General features: G+C 40.8%; 18 protein-coding genes. 4 read left to right on the plus strand and 14 right to left on the minus strand.

All coding sequences use genetic code 11. From position 1 onward, the window contains the following. Positions 1–45: 45 nt before the first annotated feature. Complete coding sequence (locus tag IPO83_09150) at positions 46–438, minus strand: Hpt domain-containing protein (protein ID MBK9731442.1); 393 nt, start codon at positions 436–438, stop codon at positions 46–48. Positions 439–487: 49 nt separating this feature from the next. Further along, on the minus strand, positions 488–2,323 hold the full coding sequence (locus IPO83_09155) for a T9SS type A sorting domain-containing protein (protein MBK9731443.1): 1,836 nt from the start codon (positions 2,321–2,323) through the stop codon (positions 488–490). Positions 2,324–2,492: 169 nt separating this feature from the next. On the opposite strand from IPO83_09155, the gene fumC reads away from it, so the two are divergent. The 3 genes from fumC (at position 2,493) to IPO83_09170 (ending at position 6,106) form a co-directional block, all read left to right on the plus strand. Further along, the gene (fumC, locus tag IPO83_09160) at positions 2,493–3,887 is read left to right on the plus strand and encodes a class II fumarate hydratase (GenBank protein ID MBK9731444.1); all 1,395 of its coding nucleotides are present in this window, start codon (positions 2,493–2,495) and stop codon (positions 3,885–3,887) included. Positions 3,888–4,023: 136 nt separating this feature from the next. After that, a complete protein-coding gene (locus IPO83_09165; GenBank protein ID MBK9731445.1) occupies positions 4,024–5,217 on the plus strand; it encodes an ATP-binding protein in 1,194 nt (397 codons plus the stop codon). A gap of 25 nt (positions 5,218–5,242) precedes the next feature. Further along, positions 5,243–6,106 (plus strand): T9SS type A sorting domain-containing protein, encoded by an 864-nt coding sequence (locus tag IPO83_09170; protein MBK9731446.1) that lies wholly within the window; start codon positions 5,243–5,245, stop codon positions 6,104–6,106. A gap of 40 nt (positions 6,107–6,146) precedes the next feature. Here the strand turns inward: IPO83_09170 and IPO83_09175 are convergent, their stop codons facing one another. The 12 genes from IPO83_09175 to rlmD all read right to left on the minus strand — a co-directional run bounded on the left by IPO83_09175 (position 6,147) and on the right by rlmD (position 18,822). Further along, positions 6,147–6,803 carry a DedA family protein gene (locus tag IPO83_09175; GenBank protein ID MBK9731447.1) on the minus strand — a complete coding sequence of 219 codons (657 nt, stop codon included), beginning with the start codon at positions 6,801–6,803 and terminating at the stop codon, positions 6,147–6,149. A 216-nt stretch (positions 6,804–7,019) separates the two neighbouring features. Next, entirely contained in the window at positions 7,020–7,679 is a 660-nt protein-coding gene (locus IPO83_09180; GenBank protein MBK9731448.1) for a phosphoadenylyl-sulfate reductase, read from the minus strand. Positions 7,680–7,827: 148 nt separating this feature from the next. Beyond that, positions 7,828–8,619 (minus strand): inositol monophosphatase, encoded by a 792-nt coding sequence (locus IPO83_09185; protein ID MBK9731449.1) that lies wholly within the window; start codon positions 8,617–8,619, stop codon positions 7,828–7,830. A 142-nt stretch (positions 8,620–8,761) separates the two neighbouring features. Beyond that, a complete protein-coding gene (gene lnt / locus IPO83_09190; GenBank protein MBK9731450.1) occupies positions 8,762–10,405 on the minus strand; it encodes an apolipoprotein N-acyltransferase in 1,644 nt (547 codons plus the stop codon). 28 nt (positions 10,406–10,433) lie between these two features. After that, complete coding sequence (rsmI, locus tag IPO83_09195) at positions 10,434–11,105, minus strand: 16S rRNA (cytidine(1402)-2'-O)-methyltransferase (protein ID MBK9731451.1); 672 nt, start codon at positions 11,103–11,105, stop codon at positions 10,434–10,436. A gap of 40 nt (positions 11,106–11,145) precedes the next feature. Further along, positions 11,146–12,174, minus strand: a complete 1,029-nt coding sequence (locus IPO83_09200; protein MBK9731452.1) for a M28 family peptidase — start codon at positions 12,172–12,174, stop codon at positions 11,146–11,148. 328 nt (positions 12,175–12,502) lie between these two features. Continuing rightward, complete coding sequence (purS, locus tag IPO83_09205; protein ID MBK9731453.1) at positions 12,503–12,751, minus strand: phosphoribosylformylglycinamidine synthase subunit PurS; 249 nt, start codon at positions 12,749–12,751, stop codon at positions 12,503–12,505. Next, the gene (locus tag IPO83_09210; protein ID MBK9731454.1) at positions 12,748–13,587 is read right to left on the minus strand and encodes a CDP-alcohol phosphatidyltransferase family protein; all 840 of its coding nucleotides are present in this window, start codon (positions 13,585–13,587) and stop codon (positions 12,748–12,750) included. Before IPO83_09210 ends, purS begins: the two co-directional genes overlap by 4 nt. A 72-nt stretch (positions 13,588–13,659) precedes the next feature. Further along, a complete protein-coding gene (locus IPO83_09215; GenBank protein MBK9731455.1) occupies positions 13,660–14,022 on the minus strand; it encodes a hypothetical protein in 363 nt (120 codons plus the stop codon). Positions 14,023–14,225: 203 nt separating this feature from the next. Next, a complete protein-coding gene (locus tag IPO83_09220) occupies positions 14,226–14,480 on the minus strand; it encodes a T9SS type A sorting domain-containing protein (GenBank protein MBK9731456.1) in 255 nt (84 codons plus the stop codon). A 32-nt stretch (positions 14,481–14,512) separates the two neighbouring features. Then, positions 14,513–16,321: a hypothetical protein gene (locus IPO83_09225; protein ID MBK9731457.1), complete on the minus strand. Its 1,809-nt coding sequence runs from the start codon at positions 16,319–16,321 to the stop codon at positions 14,513–14,515. Between the two features lie 1,100 nt (positions 16,322–17,421). Next, positions 17,422–18,822 (minus strand): 23S rRNA (uracil(1939)-C(5))-methyltransferase RlmD, encoded by a 1,401-nt coding sequence (gene rlmD / locus IPO83_09230; GenBank protein ID MBK9731458.1) that lies wholly within the window; start codon positions 18,820–18,822, stop codon positions 17,422–17,424. Positions 18,823–19,235: 413 nt separating this feature from the next. Here rlmD and IPO83_09235 point away from each other — a divergent pair, with 413 nt between their 5' ends. Then, positions 19,236–21,203, plus strand: coding sequence for a peptidylprolyl isomerase (locus IPO83_09235; GenBank protein MBK9731459.1), 1,968 nt, complete (start codon positions 19,236–19,238; stop codon positions 21,201–21,203). Positions 21,204–21,229: the final 26 nt, after the last annotated feature.

Raw genomic sequence — 21,229 nt, forward strand, 5'->3', positions numbered from 1 at the left:
GTACTTCCATATCGGGGTTACTGCCTGGTTTTGGAAATTGTACATTTAACCGGGAGTGTTAGAACCGGCATCAGGAGCATTGTCCTCTCTTTCAAAAAAATCGATTCTTATCTGATGTAAGGCCTTCATAACAGTGGTGCTGAATAATGCGAACTCCTTCTTAACAGAAGAATCAATACTATCACCGGCATTCAACGAGTGCATAACATAAACGAATGAGCTTTGGTCTCGAATGCTGAGCATAGAGATATTGGTTTTAATTTTATGGGTGGCCGCTTTGGCCGCATCAACGTCATTAAGAAGAAGGCATTTTTCAATATTGGCCAGTTCCTTAGGTGTTTCTTCGAGGTACATTTGTAAAATCGGCAGGATAGCCTCCATTTCATTGTTGAAATAGTCATTCAGAAAAAACAGGTTGTATTGCCTTTCTTCAGTCATTTACAAAGTGGTGTTGGTCGTTTTCAAATGAGTCTTGAAAACAAGATAGTCATTCAATAATCAGTTTGGTGACTGACAGTTTTCTGTCGCCACCAGTAAGCATTAAAAAATAACTCCCCGGTTTTAATGATTGAACTGAAAATTCCTGCTTTGACCCGGTTACCCCAAACTGTATCAGCTTTCTTCCTGCCAGGTCATATATTATTGCCTGCATTGGAAACTGATTGAAATGTTGCAGAAGCAACCACCCTTGCTGATGAACAGGATTGGGATAAATGCTGACGCTTTGAGATTGACTTTCCGGTTCTGCAGTTGCAGTAAGCACTTCAATTTGCAAAGTGTATGCGCTGTCGCAGCCATTCAGATCCGTTGCCGAAAAATTGACCCAATAAGAACCGGGATTTGAATATATATGGGACGCATTCAAATCTGTCGTGTTAAGAGCGGATCCGTCACCAAAGTCCCAACTGAACGAAGCAGCAGTGAAAGGTGTGGTTAATAAAAATGAAGTTGTATTTCCTGATAAGGAATAGGTAAAATGAGAAGGAGGTTTTGAAAACACTTCGACCGGTATTGCATTTTCTATCGCACAGGATGATAAGCTAACCGTGTAATTTCCTGCGTCAGAAAAATAAATCCCTGCATTGATCTCCTGAGAAAATACATTTCCATCAAGCATCCAGCTAAAGGGCGCTGAACTCACAGAAGTATTGGTGAAGAAAACAGATTGATCTTCACACAATCCACTGTCACTTGCGATAAAGCTTACTGTTGAAGGGCAGGGAATTTTACCCGTTGAATCCACCTTTACAACATATGCATCAAAATTATCTTTCCCGAATCCTTCTGTTTCCCCAACGAGAAAAATATCACCGTTATTAGTGGTCGTGAGTGAGAAGGCCACTTCATTTTTCAGGCCACCATAATGATGGGTCCAGAGGGTGTCACCATTCAGATCTGTTTTTACCAGCAAATATTCACTTCCTTTTGTAATAGTGAAAGTATTGCCGGTAATCAGAATTCCATCGTTTGTTGCTAAGAGCCCGTAGCCATAATCGCCTACATGCGTTGTAACGGAAAACGTAACCGCGTTTAATCCATAAGCATCAGTTTTAATTAGTTTGATGAAGCCGCTGTCGGTTGACGTTGGTTGATTGGCGAGTATGTAAAAATTGCCGCTTGCATCCTGAATGGCATCATATCCGTAATCAATACCTGGACTTTCAAATGTCTGTGACCATTGTTGTATCAGATTGCTGTCGACTTTCACTACATTAACATCAAAAGTTGGAGTGAATGAATTGCTGTTTCCGATCAATAAGTAACCATTATCATTCGTTGGGATCACTTTTTTCAGAATATCCGTTAATGAACCGCCATAATGCCCATCAGCAAGTTGATTGCCTTCAGCATCAGTTTCTACGAGGTAAAAATCATAGCTGCCGAAAGTAGTAGAATTAGTGCTTCCTGCTAACAACAAACGGTTTCCTGGCATCGTGAGCGCACTGACACAATAGTCACCACCATTCGCTCCATAATAATTTTCCCACAAGAGATTTCCGCTGAAATCGGTTTTCACTGAAAAAAAATCGTAAGTATTGTTACCTGGATTTACTGACTCTCCTGCAAACGCATAACCATCATTCAATGCAGTTGCGGCATAAGCATAATCGGGAGAAGTGCTTCCAAAAGACTGCGTCCAGATAGTGTCACCATTGAAGTTCATTTTAACTGCATAAAAATCAGGATTATTTACTGTGCCATAGCCGAAACTTTCGGTGAAACCAACGGCAATCAGGCTTGTATCATCCATTTGATAAACGGCACGTAGCATATCATTTGCGCTACCGCCGTAAACTTTTTCAAAACCAGGCTGAGCCTGCACCAGTGAATGAAGGAAGTTTAGAAAAGTTAATATGACTGCTATTCTTATCACTGCTTAAAAGTAATTAATTGCGGGAACAGGTTTGAAAAACTATCCATATCAATAGAAAAATTTCTGAATGCATCGGTACGGCAAATCGAATCTGATTAATTTTACAAAAAAATCTATTATGGAATTCCGGATTGAAAAAGATACGATGGGACAGGTTCAGGTACCAGCCGATAAATACTGGGGCGCACAAACGCAGCGGTCTACAGAGAATTTTAAGATTGCACAGAACATCAACCGGATGCCCAAAGAAATAATCCTCGCATTCGCTTATCTGAAGAAAGCCGCGGCACTCACCAACCTGGAATTGGGTGTATTAACGCAGGAAAAATGCGACCTGATTGGTAAAGTTTGTGAGGAGATTTTGGAAGGAAAATTAGATGATGAGTTTCCTTTGGTGGTCTGGCAAACAGGAAGCGGCACGCAAAGCAACATGAACATGAATGAAGTGATTGCCTATCGTGGCCATGTAATGAACGGTGGAAAACTTACAGATGAAAAGAAAGTATTGAATCCGAATGATGATGTCAATAAATCACAATCTTCCAACGACACCTTTCCGACGGCAATGCACATTGCTGCGTACAAGATTTTGACGGATACTACGTTACCCGGACTTCGAAAATTGCGCGACACGCTGTCGTACAAGTCGAAAGAATTCATGCACGTAGTGAAAATTGGCAGAACGCATTTTATGGATGCTACGCCGCTCACAGTTGGACAGGAATTATCCGGTTATGTTTCGCAACTGAGTCATGGAATCAAAGCAATTGAAAATACGCTGGCACATTTATCTGAACTTGCTTTAGGAGGAACAGCAGTTGGAACAGGGCTGAATGCACCGAAAGGATACGATGTAAAAGTGGCGCAGCAGATTGCGGAAATAACAGGCTTGCCATTTATTACCGCTGAAAATAAATTTGAATCACTGGCTGCACACGATGCCATTGTGGAAGCGCATGGTGCGTTGAAAACCGTTGCGGTGAGTTTGATGAAAATCGGGAATGATATCAGGATGCTTTCTTCCGGTCCTCGCGCGGGCATCGGTGAATTATTTATTCCCGACAATGAACCGGGTTCATCCATCATGCCCGGCAAAGTAAATCCAACACAATGCGAAGCGATGACAATGGTGGCTGCGCAGGTTTTGGGAAATGACGTGGCCATCAATATCGGCGGCGCCAGTGGTCATTTTGAATTGAATGTTTTCAAACCTATGATGATCTATAATTTTCTGCATTCGGCGCGATTGATCGGGGATGTATGTGTTTCCTTTAATGATAAATGCGCTGTTGGCATTGAACCACTTCATGAGAATATTAAGAAGCATGTAAATAATTCGCTGATGCTGGTAACCGCATTGAACACTAAGATCGGTTATTACAAAGCGGCTGAGATTGCACAGAAAGCACATCGTGAGCACAAAACATTAAAAGAAACAGCAGTGGAGTTGGGATATGTTACACCGGAGCAGTTTGATGAATGGGTGAAACCGGAGGAGATGGTGGGGTTTTGAGGGAGGATTGCGGATTTTCGATTGGGTTGTCAATTTTATTTTTGTTCAGTTTGATGAACATTATTTCTTAAAATTGTTCAGTATACTGAACATTTAAAAAAATTGTATTACATTTGTATCTTCTAAATTTCTGTAGATGGAAGAATTATTTGATCTTCATTTCTCCCTGCTCAACAAGACGAATCCGTTGTTCCGGCGCGATTTCATAGATGAAATAGAGTGGAACGAACGGCTGATCGGAATAGTAGGAGCACGTGGTGTAGGGAAGACTACGCTCTTGTTGCAGCACATCAATGAAAAATATGGAAAGAGCAGGGAGTGTTTGTATGTAAGTCTTGACAACATTGCCTTTAATCGTGGATCATTGGTGGCGCTGGCAGATGAATTTGTGAAGAAGGGTGGTGCGTGCCTCGTACTCGATGAGATTCACAAGTTTGAAACCTGGTCACAGGAGTTGAAGAACATCTATGATCAGTTTCCGGAATTACAGGTAATCTTCACAGGATCGTCAGTGTTGCAACTGAATAAAGGCAAGGCGGATCTTAGCCGCCGTGCAGTACAATATAACCTTGAAGGGCTTTCCTTCCGGGAATTTCTTCAGATCGAAAGCAAACTTTCCTTTGAAAAGTATTCGCTGAACGAATTGCTGACGAATCACGTAAAAATTTCTTCAGCCATTATAAAAAAGGTAAAGCCTTATGCTTACTTCGAGCATTATCTTCGCTACGGTTTTTATCCTTATTACCTGCAGGGAAAAGGTACTTACTTGAGCAAGTTGATGAGTACAGTGGCGCTGATGATTGAAGTGGATATTCCGTATCTCAATCAGATCGAACTGAAATACATTCATAAGTTGAAGCGGTTATTGCACCTGCTTGCTATTTCAGTTCCGTTTAAGCCCAACATGGTGAAACTGGCAGAGTCATTGGAATTGTCTCGCAACACTGCTTTTCAATACCTGCAATACCTGCGTGATGCTGATCTGATCAACTTACTTTATGCTGCAGGAAGCGGTTATTCGATGTTGCAGAAGCCGGAGAAAATTTACCTGCACAACCCGAACCTGATGTATGGACTATCAGCTAAGCAAACTGATGTGGGCAACCTGCGCGAAACATTTTTCTACAACCAGTTAAGCAAAGATCATGAAGTGAACGCTACCGTGAAGGGAGATTTTCTGGTAGATGGGAAGCTCGTATTTGAAGTGGGTGGAAAAGGAAAAACCACGAAGCAAATCAAAAACGTGAAGAACAGTTACCTTGCTCTTGATGGAATTGAACACGGAGTTGATAACCGGATTCCATTGTGGTTGTTTGGGTTTTTGTATTGAAGAAGCATTCCAGATTTAATCCATTATGAAAAAAACATTTCTCCTACTTTCTATTTGTTTCTGGAATCTATCGACCATTGCGCAAACGCTCGAAATTAGTTTTGATAGCAGCAGTGAATATATAACAATTGATAGCGCAGCGAATAATACTTGGCAGGTTGGCAGCCCGGATAAATGCTTCTTTGGAAATTACTCGAATACAGAAAAGGCGATGATAACTGATACGGTCAACTATTACCCATCAAATAATTATTCCTCGTTTACACTGAGCATTCCGTTTTTTTTAGGTGAGTGGTATGGTATCTGCATGCTTGCTTCTTATTCCTTAGATTCAGATACTTTGAAAGATGGCGGTTATGTTGAATATGCATTTGATAACGATACCAACTGGACCATTCTTTCCAATAGTGTAGGAGGAATCAGCAATTTTAATGATACAATCACAGGTGGTACTCCTGCGATAACAGGTCAGCGTAAATTATGGGATTTGAGTGACTGCACCTGCTTTTTGCGTTCAGGCCATCCGAAATACCGATTCGTCTTTAAGAGTGATTCTATTGACAATCAACGATGCGGTTGGAGCATTTACCACATTACTATTAATGTGATTTATTGTGATGGAATAGGAGAAATCAAGACAAACGAGCACTTCTCAAGCGTCTTTCCAAATCCTATTAGCAGTAATTCATCTCTCCAAATCCAAAACCAAAATGGCGTAATCAGTAAAGTTGATTTTTACGATGCACTTGGAAGAAACATTTCAACGCTCTATCATCCGCATCAAAGCAACATTTCTATCAACAAAGAAAAATTCGGAGAAGGAATTTTTTATTACCGCGTGGAGCTTTCCAATCACAAAACGGATAATGGAACATTCGTTGTTCAGTAGGAAGTTTTCATTCCTCGCAATTAATAATTTTTTGGAAATATTATTTCGCCGCATCTTTCTTCCCAAACCTCGTCTTCAAAAAAATATAAACTGAAGGAATCAATGAAACCAAAATGATCCCGATCACTACCGACTCAAAGTTTTCCTTCACAAAAGGCACATTTCCGAAAAAATAACCTGCATAACTGAAAAGCACCACCCACGAAAGTCCACCGATAAAATTGAAGAGGACGAAACGGCCGTATTTCATCTGTCCTACTCCGGCGATAAACGGTGCGAAGGTGCGGAGGATGGGCGCGAAACGGGTATAGACGATTGTCATGGAGCCGTAGTTGTCGAAAAATTTCTGTGTACGTTCGAGGTATTCGCGTTTGATAAAACGGTAATTCTGTTCAAAGACTTTCGGGCCAATGTATCGACCAATGGAGTAATTCAGAAGGTTTCCGGTGAACGCGGCAATCACCAGCAAAACCACTAGCAAATGAATATTCAAACCACTTCCATCAAGTGCTGCAATAGCTCCCGCTGCAAATAACATGGAGTCTCCTGGTAAAATGGGCATAACCACCAATCCGGTTTCACAAAAAATAATGGCGAATAGAATCAGGTAGGTAAGCGTTCCGTAGTTGGAAGTAATCTCTATAAGATGTTTATCAATATGCAGTACAAAATCAATCAGGGAATGTAGCAGCTCCATTTAAAAAATTTCGGGCAAAGGTATTTAAATATTTGGGAGGCGGTGTGAGGGTGATGATGACCAATGACTGGATGGTTAAATGGTTGAATGGTTAATTGTTTAATTGTTTAATTGTTGCGGCGAAGCCGATGTGTCGATGACTGAATGACTGAATGAGTGAATGTTTGGATTGTTTAATTGTTGCGGCGAAGCCGGTGTTGCCATCATGCGCCATACTTATTTACTCCCAACAAGGTCTGTATTCAAGCCACACTCCGTCTTCTTTAATCCGAACCATCTTCCTTCGCGTGAATCGGTTTCTATTTCCATTTTACGGGTGCAGGGTTCGCAGCCGATGCTGAAGTAACCTTTGTCTTCTAACGGATGGTGCGGAATATGGTACTCTTTGCGATAAGCATAAATCATCTTCGGTGACCAGTCGAGCATAGGATGAAAGCGGATCGTGTTGAATGGCGCCGGTTCTTCGATCTTAAAACTTTTTCTTACATCACTCTGATCACCACGCACACCGTTGATCCAGACATCATGAGCAGCAAGAACGGGTTCTAATGGTTGGGTCTTGTTCAGATAGCAACAATAATCTGGATCAGAAGCAAACAATAATTTTCCCCCGGCATCTTTCTGCATGCTCTTGGGCGTAAGTGGAAAAACATTTCTCACCTCCAGCCCAAATGTTTTTGCGATGTGATCTTTGAAGGCAACAGTTTCAGGAAAATGATAACCAGTATGAATAAAGAATACCGGAATAGATTTATCAATGCGGCTGATGATGTGCAGCAAAACGAGACTGTGTGTTTGAAATGAAGAAGTAGTAAACAACTTCAAACCTGTTTCCCGGTAGGCGATGATCTTGTCTTTGATGGCCTCGAATTCCATGCGGTGTATTTTGAAAGTTCATCAATGGTTGAAGATCAAATATAGTTCAATGCTTGCTTCAATTAGGAATTAGGAATTAGGAATTGAAAAAAACTACGTTGCGGATGACAAATGACTTAATGACCAATGCCCAATGTCCAATGTCCATTCACACAGTCGGATTAATTACGCAATCCAGAAACTCTGCATAGACATTTCTATTTGTGGCTATCATTTCTTTTCCGAATAAATAATTTTCTCCACCACTGAAATCAGTAACTTTTCCTCCAGCTTCCATTACAATCAACGCACCGCCGGCCACATCCCAGGGATTCAGGTTGTATTCATAAAAGGCATCGAGTCTTCCGCAGGCAACATACACCATGTCCACTGCGGCAGAGCCAAACCTGCGGACGCCATGACTATTTTGAAAAAGAATCTTTAGCGTGTTAAAGAATCGTTCGAGGTGTGGAAAATTGCTGTATGGAAATCCGGTTGCGCACAGTGCGTTGCGCAAGGATGCTGTTTCTGTTACGTGGATTTTTTTCCCATTGAGAAATGCACCGCTGTTTTTCCAGGCATAAAAACATTCATCAAGATTTACTTCGTATACCACCCCAATCAACAATTCATCATTTTGTTGCAACGCGATGCTGACTGCGAAAACAGGAATGCCATGAATGAAGTTAGTGGTGCCATCCAGCGGATCGATGATCCATTTTAGTGTTGCTGATGTATCGTCTACTGTTTTTTCTTCCGTCAGAAATCCTGCATCAGGCAACACTGCTTTCAATCCTTCCACAATCATTTTTTCCGCAGTTACATCTACATACGAAACAAGATCGCGGTCTCCTTTTTTGATCACGTTCGATTGTTCGAATTTCTTTCGCTCTTCCCGGATGAATGCACCGGCTTTGCGCGCAACATCTACTGCTTGCTGACAAATTATTTCAAGATTCATAAAAGTTGTTTAGAAATGAGCTGAATATTTTGGTTTAGAATGTAAGCCCTTCGACAAACTCAGGTTGTGTGCCCCTGAGTTTATCGAATGGCCTTCACTTCACAAGTTGTTTATGCTGCAAATACTTTTTCGAATCACCAGGCTATTCCATCATCTGCGTTTTCTTTCCGCTAAACCTTTTAATGAATGCAAACAGCGCCAGCAATATGCTCAATAGAATCGCCGCTCTTCCGATATAATCACCAAACCTGACATAGAAAGTCAACTCATTATTTGCATGCAAAATTGTTTTAATAGCAGCCGGTTGCCACCATGCAGTAGCCTGGGAAACGTCACCACGCTGATTGATGAATGCAGAAGTGCCGGTATTCGCAACCTGTGCAACGTCGCGTCTTGTTTCAATTGCCCGAAGCCTTCCATATTGCAGGTGTTGTTTGTAGCCGTCGGTATTTCCCCACCAGCCGTCATTGGTAATAATGAATAACAGGTTGCCACCCCGCCGTACATATTCCGTCGCATATTCACCATAAATGGATTCATAACAAATCATGGGTCCTACACCTGTGGAATCTGCACTGTGAAATACATCACGGTGTTCCTGCTTTCCCAAACTGCCGCTGATACCGCCCATCTGAATAGCGAGTGGTTCTAAAAATTTGAAGAGCTGCGGATAGGGCATTTGTTCCACTCCCGGAACAAGCTTCGATTTGTGATAGTATGGAATATTGTGCGATGAATCAAGTTGAATAGCAGTGTTAAAAGCATCGTACCAGAACTTGCCACTTGATGATTGACGTGCTGTGGCGGTTTCATCGTTATCATACCTTTTGTAGGCATTGATGCCGGTTATCAATTTCAGTTTTGGATACGGAATCAGAAATTGTTTCAGCTTATCAATAGTTTTGTCGGCGGCAAGGTCATTGATAAAAATTCCCTGCGGAATAGCGGTTTCGGGCCATACGAGGTAATCCGTTTGTGAATCAACATTTCCTTTAGAAAGCTGTAACAATGCATTCAACTGCTTATCCAATGTGCTGAAATCAAACTTTTCATTATACGGATCAATGTTTGGTTGAATCAACACTACCTGTTTATCAGCACCTTTTTCCCGATAGGAAAAATATTGTAAAAGGGAAATCGTAATGGGTAACAGAATTAACAGCGTAACCGGCAGATAATTTTTCCAATTTGAAATATGATTTTTGTCTGTTCTGCTCATTTGAAAAATACTTTTTCTAAGCAGTTGATAGATCAGAATATTGGCAGCAAGTATCCAAAACGTTCCGCCGAACACTCCTGTGTATGCATACCACTGTACCACCTGAGGAAACTGTGCAAAACCATTTCCCAGTGTAAGCCACGGCCAGGTGAGATCCCAGCGAAGATGAATAAATTCAAACGTGATCCAGTAGGCCACCAACGATATATAGCCCCATATTGCGCCCAGTCTTTTTTTAGTTCGGTGAAATCCAAGCAGTGGTATACACATCAGTAATGGATTGGCGGTGTTCGCGAAAATTCCGGCGAATGCAGTGGAGATATCTTTTGTTCCGAAATAAGTTGCGCCAACCCACCATGTAGTGCAAACATTCCAAACCAACAATGCGAGATAGCTGTAGCCGAAAAATTTTCTTGCTGAATTTGCTGAACTGCTGCAAGCCTCCTCCAGCCATAGAATCGGAACAAATCCTACAAACAACAATGGAAAAAAAGGAAGCGGTGGCCAGGCAAGCCATAAAATTATGCCGGAAGTAAAGGCAAGTAAATATTTTTGTGAGGTACTCATGCTGATTTATTTTGATGCTTCTTCCTAATTATCCGATGCCTTCTATCACTACCACAATTTCTCCTTTTACCTGCTTGTCTTTAAAGTGATCGCGCAATTCACGGATGGTACCGTGCTGTGTTTCTTCAAATAATTTACTCAGTTCACGTGATACACTGAGCTTCCGGTTTTCTCCAAAAAAATGTTGCAACTCTTCGAGCAGTTTTTCCAAACGATTGGGAGATTCATAAAGTACGATAGTTCTTGGCTCAATGGATAATGCTTTCAATCTTGTTTGTCTTCCTTTTTTTTGCGGTAAAAATCCGGTAAATAAAAATTCGGTGGTGGGAAAACCTGAAACGATTAATGCAGGAACAAATGCAGTAGCGCCGGGTAAACAGGTGATAGGTAAATGTTCCTTCACGCATTCGCGAACGAGCAAATAACCTGCATCAGAAATTCCAGGTGTACCTGAATCGGATATCATGGCCATCTGTTCACCATTCTTTAAACGTTGCACTAACTGGCTGGTGATTTCATGTTCATTGTGTTGATGGTAAGAAATCATTTTGGTCGCAATCTCAAAATGCTTCAGTAATATGCCTGACTTACGGGTGTCTTCTGCAAGAATAATATGCACTTCTTTTAATACCCTGATGGCACGTAATGTCATGTCTTCGAGGTTGCCGATGGGTGTAGGTACGATATAGAGCATTTTGATTTTTGATTATTACAGGATGCACAAATGACAAATGGCTTCACTAAAAAGTATTTGCAAAATCAATCAGCAGTTGAAACAAATCATCATAGTCCGTCAGCGGTAATGTTTCTGCACGGTCAAACACATCGTGGTAAGCAGCTATTCCGCCCATCGTATAAATGAAAAAACAAGGAACTCCTTTTTCATAAAAGGAATAATGATCGCTGTTGGCGGCTTTGCCTCTTGGAGAAACCACTTTCAGCAATAATTTGAACTCGTTCAACTTCACGAGTTGATTGAATGCCAGCGGAAACTCTGTTCCGTTCACCACTTTAATGCCTTCATCGCCTGTTCCAACAATATCGAGGTTCACTAAAAATTTAATATTACCTAAAGGGAACAGTGGATGATTTACGTAGTGCCGGGAGCCTAACAAACCTAATTCTTCACCACTGAAGAACATAAACGCAATCGAATATTTTGATGGGTGTGACGCATAATATTTTGCAAGATTCAGCACCATTGATGTTCCGCTTGCATTATCATTTGCGCCGGGAAAATAAGTGCTATCACCCATTTGTCCGAGGTGATCATAGTGAGCAGTGAAAACCAGAAAAGAGTCAGGCATGGATGTTCCTTTCACATAGCCGATCACATTTTGCGTTCTGTAGTTTTTCTTCCACTCACTTTCAATATCAACAGTAACCACTGATTTTTTTGTTTTGGGCAAGCTGCCTTTCACCTGCAAATAGCAAAACGACAATTGATCCTGAGAGGCATCCCATGTTAGTTTATTATCCGAATATTCCACCACGCCTTTTGCACCAAAGGCAACTGATTCACGAAGTGCCTGTTGCCACAACCCGTATTGCTCTTTCGTAAAATTATCTTTCGCAACAAGGAAGAAGTGCTGCTTATTATTTTGAGTGGACAATTCCTTAAGCAGATTGTTAATAGACACAAGTGAAGTATCTGCGACAGGTTTATTAATGATCACTGCATTAAATTTTCCCTTGCAGGAGGCTGAAGCGGCATCAACCAAAAAATCTTTTCCTGCAATTAATGCTATTCCATTCACATTTAATTTCATGGCGCCTGGAAAAACATTAGTGCTTAGCGCATATTGTTGAAAATAGTTTTTACTGAAAGCCTGAAGGCCGAAGTTTTTCATCTCCTGCTGAATAAATTCAGCGGCCTTCCAATCGGAAGAATCCACGTATCCTCTTCCGTCCATTGAAGCGGAGGTGAGTGTATCAATTACTTTGGTTGCGTAGGTGAGCGTTGGAGATTGTGCAACTGAATGCTGCAATGAAAACAGGCTGAGTGCGAAAAGCAATCGATATTTGAGTTGCGAATGTATTTGTTGCAACTTTCTGGTAAGGAATGATGGTTTGAAAAACCTGTTATTCAATAAGCCACTACTCATGCACTTCAAATTCAAAATACTCCATCACCGGATTAGCCAGCAATTTTTTACAGGCAGTTTCGGCAAGTATTTTTGCTTCGGCAGCATCCGTGGCTTCAATCTTCAACCGGATGTGTTTGCCAATTCGCACTTCTCTCATTTCTTTGATGCCAAGGTTATTTAATCCGTGAAGAACAGCTTTGCCTTGCGGATCGAGCAATTCTTTGAGCGGCATTACTTTTATTTCTGCAGTGAAAGTCATATTGATTTAGTTTCAGCTTTTATGTTTTGATCTTTTCTCTTTGCAAAAAAATATTGCGCGAGACAAATGAGAATGTATAGTAAAATTACTGCAGCGATACCTGCATATTTGAAAACGATAATCAGTAAAGCACTTATAGCCAGGAAAATAAACTGTACTTCATTTCCCTTCCACTTAAATGATTTTGCCTTAAGCGCGAACATGGGAATTTCGGCCACCATCAGCCAGGAAAATAAAGCAATGGCAACATACAAAAACCATCTGTTCAATATGAATGGTGCAAGGGTAAAAGCATTTGTGAAAACAATCAATGGTAATGCTGCGGCAAACAAAGCGCTGGCTGGTGTGGCCAAACCGATGAATCCGGATTGCTGACGTTCATCCACATTGAATTTGGCAAGCCGGTAAACTGAGCACAGTGCAATTAAAAAAGCCGGTAGCATGTATATCATCGGAATATTCAAGGCTCCAGGCTGAAGGTGCCAGGCACCAGCAAGCAACTGATAATATATGCAGGCCGGTAAAACACCAAAGGTAACACCGTCAGCCAGTGAATCCAGTTGGCCGCCGATTGGTGAATTCGCGTTTAGTAAACGCGCAAAAAAACCATCGAAAAAATCCAATGCCGCAGCGCCAAAAATCATGAAGGAAGAAAGGTAAAGCCGGTTATTATACCCGAAGATGATTCCAAGATTTTTTCCGGAAGGGTCCAGTTCTTTTAACTCAACCGGAAAAATATGGTCGTTAAAAGCAAACAGGATCCCCAGGCAACCCAAAAACAGGTTACCAAGTGTAAACATATTCGGGATGTGCTTTACGAAGGGAGGTTGAGGCATTTACAAAGATGCGGGCGAAGATACTCGTGTAATCTTAGAATCTGAAATGAAGTATGCAGCCAAAGGCATTTATCAATGAAGAAAAAGATCTACTATTTTGGTTTGATTTCCATTTAAATTGGCAGAAGAACCTGTAGAATACAATACTTTTCCATTGGTGTCCAGCTTTTCAGAATAAATGTAATATGGACCAGCAGCGAGTGGAAACATGGAATAATAGCCAGAGGGTCCTGTTATCACCGATTTGTCAAACCGGTCATGATGATCCTGGTATTCCACTATAGAAGTGTACAGATAAACAGTTACATTTTCTGCAGCTATTTCGAGATGAGTGGAGTCATCCTGGTAGGTGACCTTTCCTTGAATCACATTTTTATTTGATTCGCAGGATGGAAGTACAATGAACAGGTAAAGCAGCGCTATTTTATTTTGCAATGTCAACGTTGACAGAGTGGATTGAACAGAATCGTGAATTGGTTAGCGTGAAGTTACGGATTACCTTTTCACTTACAAAAAGTTTTTCGGCCGTAATAAGTGTGTATCCGGCGCTTGCATAACAAAAATTAAAGAGGCACCAAGCATTCGATAATTGAATACTGGTGCCTCCGTTTATCCTGTTTTACATTGCAATAATGCTGTCAGAACAGCAACTTTTCTGTATGCACCAACGATTGGGATCTGATGCTTACCAGGAAAATTCCCCTGCCGGGTGAAGGTATTTCAAAATTATTGACGCCCTCAAAATAAGTGATCGGGTAATGCTTTACGAGTCGTCCCATCACATCGTAAATCTGCAGCTCTGCACCTCCTGCCTGAGCGCTTGTTAACTCCATTGAATAACCAGTTGGAGTGCGCAAAAACCGGATGTCGGATGTTGCCACTTCATCATCCATATCGTTTTCTGTTTTGTCGCAATTTGAAATTGTTAATTCAATACGATTCCTTTTTTATTCACTGTCAGGCTTTTGACGGTGATTAACCCACCATTATAAACAAAGTTTCCACTTTGAATTTTGGTATTCGTATCATCAAAATTTTTCCACTTGATGGTCTGACCTTCCACCGGGTGAAAGTGCTGCATTCTGCGGAAAGTAATATCTGTTTTACAGGTATTGTATTGCTCGGGATCTAAGATGCCGCCTACGTAAAAATCTTTTACGAAAACATGCATTGTCAATTCACATTTTTGATCTGTCATACTGTCTTCCCAGTCAAGATACCCGTTGACTGCACCGTATTTATCGCCTGAAGTGGGTGTGCCATTTCCCGGATCCTGATTGATGGAGCAATTGGAGAATGCGGGATATGCTTTATTGGTTCTATATCTGAAAAAATCAGGTGTGGTTTCTTCCGGAAGAAAATTTTTCCCGTCACCGCCATGTGTGCGTTGATCCCAATAAAAGACTCCACCTACTTTGTTGAATTCCAGAGAATCATACCAAGAGATAATTTTGCTTGACCAGGTAACCGTAACATCCTTTTTCCCATGCACATCAAAAATCAACGGCAGGTCAACATTTTTTTCAATGTTCAATAATGTTCTCGCATCAAGGGCCTGGTAGACTGTTATCTGGTCACCTGTTTCAGGATCACGAATGTCAGAAGACAGATTCGTAGTACTTGACCCCCACATTTGTTCATACAACTCACCTTTCGATCCTATCGGCTTTACAAACATGGGCTCAACCGATGAATAGACTGCCGTAATTTCATTGGGATAAAACAAGCCTGTAAGCAAAGCACCAAACCCGGTGGCTGAAGTGCCTTTTGTATAAATACGATTTGAATCAACAGGTAAATTTTTTTTCGCCCAGCGAATCGCTTCAATATATCTTGACTGGCAATACATATTGACGGTGCCCGTAAGCGGAACCGGATTCAGGATACTATAGATATTGAAATTTTCATGATAGCCTGCGAAATAAGTATTGTCACCAAGTCCTATTGAAGTTCCATTTGGTAAAGGAAGCCAGTCATAAACTCCCATCACATAGCAATCGGTAATTGAACCATCGAGGCCTGCACCAGAAGTAATGGCTGCTCCCGCACTTTCATATACAACTACCAGCGGATATTTAGTTGCGGTTCCTCTTTTGGTTATGTAAAAGTTGAAACCATATGAACCGGTGCTGTTCATTGCAGGATACAAGTCCGTTTCCTGGTTATTGACAAACTGCGTGTAATAATCTTTCAGTTCATTTCCGGGTGCAGCAACAGTTTGCTGAAAAACAGGTTTCGGCTTAGCTACTATTTCATTCACAGGATTTGATAAACTGTTCTTACCCATCGTGATCGTTTTGGATTCAAGCGTGGTAAGCAAGTCTGTAACGGTAACTGCATAATAATAGGATTGATTGCCGGTGCAGGTAATCACATACAAGCCCTGGTTGGCACCTAGCGGAGCGCCAGCATCGTCAATTTTATAATATACATCGCCCGGAAGATCGATAGACAATTGAATGTTCTGCGAAGAATTATCGCGTACAAATCCCATTAATTTAGAAGAACTAAGCTGACTGGAGGTGGTGAATTTAGATGTGCTGCGATAAACATTAAACTGCATGAGTAATCCCGGAGGATTGGTCCAGGTTAAAAATATCTGTCCATTGTGGTAAGTCGCTTTCAGATCTGATACGGTTGCTGCGGACGATTGTCCTGCTGCAAAAAAAAGAAGGAGAACCAGCAGGGTTAGTACGTGGCTATAGCTTTTCAGCTTGGGTGGTGTTTTAATCATGGCGTTTGGTTGTTTGGTTGAGAGGTGGTATGGTGCAATAAGTTTCCTGACCTGTCAGGAAGGTGCAAGGTGTTTAATGGCAAGAATAAAATGGATGGCATATGCAGTGGAAGCCCAGGCATAAATGCCGGGAGATATTAAAATGCGTGATGCTGGATGCTTACTGGTCAATCCTGTATATGAATTTTTGATCCTATGACGTAATGTTTGCTCTTTGTACATCCTTCTATTTTGTGTGGTTCCGGATTTTTCATTTTAATTGTCAAGCTTCATGGAGACTCCGCATTACTCAGAATTGCTTATGAATTTTTTAAAAAGAGAATTGCTTCACAATCCTAAGCGATACTATCCCGGTTTTATCGGGTAGCCTTAAACCTTTTGCGCTTCTGCACAATCGTTAGTTACTGATTCAATCTGTTATTTATTTCAACTGATATGTCTTAGATAATTCAGGAAATCCCATTCCAACTGCATTCAACTACAACTCCTCGATCTGCTTGCATACCTGTAACTAACCTTACATGTCCTATTTACTCATCCTGGCAAAAAAACGGTAAATGCCAAATGCAAATAGGGCTTTATGAATATTTTACATTCCATAAATCCGCCATTCAACAGGCATCATCAAAAGCAAATTATTGGTCAGGGACAACTGAAAAAAGAAATAAATACGTCAAAATTTTCACCACAGGGGCCGACGGGATTCAATAATCGGGCTACAATTAGCTCTTCAGAAAGTTTTAACATTAATTTTTACTTTTTATTTTTAATCGGATGATTAAAAATAAATTATAAATAATAATATATATAAATATAAAATTTTGATTGAGTATTAAAATCAACAATATGGCTTAATGGTTTCTTTTCAGGACAACTATAAAGCATAAAACGGTTTTTAAACCTGATTTTTTAGATAGAAAAATTCCCGCTAATAGTTCTTCTATTAATAAAAAGAAAGCCACCATTTTCAGGTAATGTTTTTCAAAATTGTTAAAAGTCAGGTCCATCTTGTTATAACTGTTAGATGACTTTGATCCTGAAACTCAAACAAGACTATTTCATTACTCCGATAATATATTTTGAATAGTTTCCATTTGATATTATCGTTTCTTTAGTTCAGCAACATTCTCCACGTGTTTGGTTTGAGGAAATAAATCAAACGGTCGAATTCTTTCAACAGAATATTTTTCATTTAATAAATTAAGATCACGTGCCTGCGTAGTTACATTGCAACTTACATATACAATGCGCTCCGGCGCCATCAATAAAAGTTCTTTAATCACCGCCTCATGCATGCCTGCTCTGGGTGGATCGGTAATTACTACCTGGGGTACTCCGTTTTCTGCATGAAAAGAATGATCAAGAATTTTAGCAATGTCTGCAACATGAAATGTAACATTTGAAATGCTGTTGATGTTTGCATTCACTTTCGCATCTTCAATAGCCTGTGCCTCCTGTTCAATGCCAACTACTTTTCTGCAGGACCGTGCGAGATACAATGCAATACTTCCTGTTCCTGTATAGAGATCATATACCAGTTCATTACCCTCAAGTCCGGCAAACTCTTTTACACATTCATACAGCCGGGCTGCCTGTCTTGTATTGGTTTGAAAAAAGGATTTTGCACTGATCCTGAATGTTAGGTTATCAATTCGTTCGTAAATGGCATCTGCTCCTGCAAAAGTGATTACTTTGAGATCATAGATGGTATCATTCTTTTTTTGATTGATCACATATTGCAATGATGTAATCTCGGGAAATTCCTGCTGGAGAAAACTCAGTAGCGCCATAATTTTTTCTTCCTCTTTCCTTGCAAAAACGACCACCACCATTACTTCGCCGGTTGTTGTAATGCGTATCATCAGGTTACGCAATAAACCTTCCTGATGGCGCAGGTTAAAATATTCATAACCGTTTTCAATAGTAAATTTCTTAACTGTATTTCGGATACGATCGCTTAAATCAGATTGCAGGTAACAGGTTTTCACATCAAAGACGCGATCGAAAGCGCCCGGCAAATGAAAACCAAGGGCCGGTTGCTGTGGTGGTTTCCCGGTAGGTCCGAAAAAATCTTCCGGTGCCAGCCATTCGCGATTGGAAAAAGTGAATTCCAGTTTGTTTCGGTAATAACGGTCTATGGTTGCACCAACTATAGATTCCTTTTTATTTATAGTCACTTTACCCATTCGTTCGAGGGTATCAATCACTGCGCCTTCTTTGTAACGAAGCTGTGCGGCGTAAGTCATGTGCTGCCACTGGCAGCCACCGCATTTTCCATAATGCATACAGAAAGACATTTGACGATCGTCAGACGCTTCAAGCACTTTCAAAACATCTGCCTCCATCCAGTCTTTCTTGTTTTTTGTTATCAATACATTGACAACTTCACCTGGCACGGCGCCTTTAACAAAAACTACTTTGCCTTCATGGTGTCCGATTGTTTTTCCTTCGTTTGCAAAAGCGGTTACGCGCAATTGTTGAAGGATGGTTTGCTTTTGCATAATGGCGTGAAGATACAGCGGAGAATCTTCCATAGGGACCTTGAAGTTAAAAAGGTTGAACGTCATTTCCGATGCATGATTTTTTGAAATGACCCTCAAGTGACGGTTGTATCACACTTCAGCCACATGGTTTTTTTTGGCAAGGGCGCAAAAAATGCCAAGTTAAATACCCTTATATCCTTTGCGGCATTTTCGAGCCACTCTTTTGTAAATATTGGGTTAATCAATTCAGTTCTGTAAAGAGAAAACAAACCATAGCAATCTGTTTTTTATTTTGCTAATCGTTCAATACGATGAACAGTTAGTTTTATAGTTGGTCGTACACCCCAATTGACTCTTAATTAGGCCATTAATCAAAAATAAATATCTTTGCGTCCTCCAAAAAAATCCAAACCAATCGCATTCTACTTTTTATGAAACGTACGTTAACCGTTCTGGCGATTCTCTTCGCCACCATTCTTGCACAGGCGCAAGTGCCTGAAAGCCCTGCACTCTTTACCATCGGAAATGAGAAAGTATCCAAAGATGAATTTGTAAAGGTATATCAGAAGACCAACATCAGCGGTGAAGCTGATTTCAGTGAGAAATCATTGCGTGATTATCTTGACTTGTATGTAAACTTCCGTCTTAAGGTAAAACAGGCCCGTGATATGAAGCTTGATACGACCGCAGCAGTGCTGAATGAATTTAAAACCTATCGGAGTAAACTTACACCGAGTTATATGTATGACACTGCAGTGGTGCGTGAAGCATACAATCGCATGAAAACGGATGTGCATGTAGAACATATCCTCGTGAAGTTAGATCCTAATGCCACGCCTGCTGATACACTTAAGGCATTCAAAAAAATTTCCGCGTGGAGAAAAATGATTGTATCCGGAAAGAAAAACTTTAATACCCTGGCAGCGGATTCTTCAAGCGATCCTACAGCAAAAGATAATAAAGGTGATCTGGGCTGGATTACCTCCATGCAGGTGATTTATCCTTTTGAAACAATTGCCTACACTTCAAAACCCGGCACCGTCAGCATGCCGGTTCGTACCCGTTTTGGTTATCACCTGATCCGTACTATAGAAACACGGCCTACGCGCGGCACGGTAACCGTTGCGCATCTCTTTATCAAATTGCCCAATAATGCTACCGATGAAGACAAGCAAAAAGCAAAAAATAAAATTGATTCTTTATCCGGTTTGTTAAAAGCAGGTGGTAACTGGGATGAATTGGTCAAGCAATATTCGCAGGATAAAACATCGTCCGCGAGTGGTGGCAAGCTTGCACCGTTTGGCACCGGACAAATGGTGGGAGAATTTGAAAACACTGCCTTCGGGTTAAAGAATCCAGGTGATGTGTCATCGCCTGTGCAGACTAAATTTGGCTGGCATATCATTAAATTGATTGAAAAGAAACCAATGGGAACTTTCGAATCAATGAAAGATGATATCCGCAAGAAAGTGGAAACAGGTACATGGTCAGAATATGCAAAACAATCTTTCATCAATAAACTGAAAAAAGAATACAAGTTCAAGGAAATCCCAGGCACAAAGGATGAACTGCGCCGCAAAATGGATTCCAGCCTTCTGAAAGGTAATTGGAGTGATTCCATGTGCCACAATATGATTACTCCATTGTTTGCCTTGGTTGACGCAAGGTATAGACCCGGATTCGGCGCTTTCAAGCAAAATGAGTTTGCAGATTTTATCGTAAAAAATCAGCGCAAATACATGAATCAAGGCAACATCGATAACATGTATAATAAAATGTATGATCAGTTTGTGGTTGTCAGTGTTACCGGATATGAAGATCAGCGCCTCGAAGCAAAGTACCCGCCATTCAGCGATCTGATGGATGAATACATGAATGGAATTCTGCTTTTTGATCTTGCCAGTGAGAAAGTATGGACAAAGGCTGTTGAAGACACAGTGGGTCTGAAAGAATTTTATGAAGCGAATAAGAATAATTACATGGGTCAGGAACGCGCTGAAGTGACTACCTACACTGCGAAAAGCCAGGTTGTTGTGGATCAACTGTCGAAGTATATTGCGAAAGGAACCGACAACGAAGACATTCTTGCCAAAATCAATAAGAAGGATAAAGATAACCTGACGATATCTACGGAAGAGTTCGAAAAAGGAAAAGATTCTGAAATTGAAAAGCTGGGATGGGAAGCCGGTAAAACCTACACTGTGAAAACAGATTCCTCTATCCGACTGCTTAAAGTGAATCAATTGCTTCCTCCGGCACCAAAACCACTGAATGAAGTGAAAGGTTATGTAGTGGCAGATTATCAGGAGTCACTTGAGAAATCATGGATTGCCGACTTGCGGAAAAAGTATCCTGTTTCTATCAACGAGCAGGTATTTCAGTCAATGGTGAAAAAGTAAAAAAAGTCATTTGATTGCAGCAGTCA

Source organism: Chitinophagaceae bacterium (assembly GCA_016717285.1).
Lineage (GTDB): Bacteria > Bacteroidota > Bacteroidia > Chitinophagales > UBA10324 > JACCZZ01.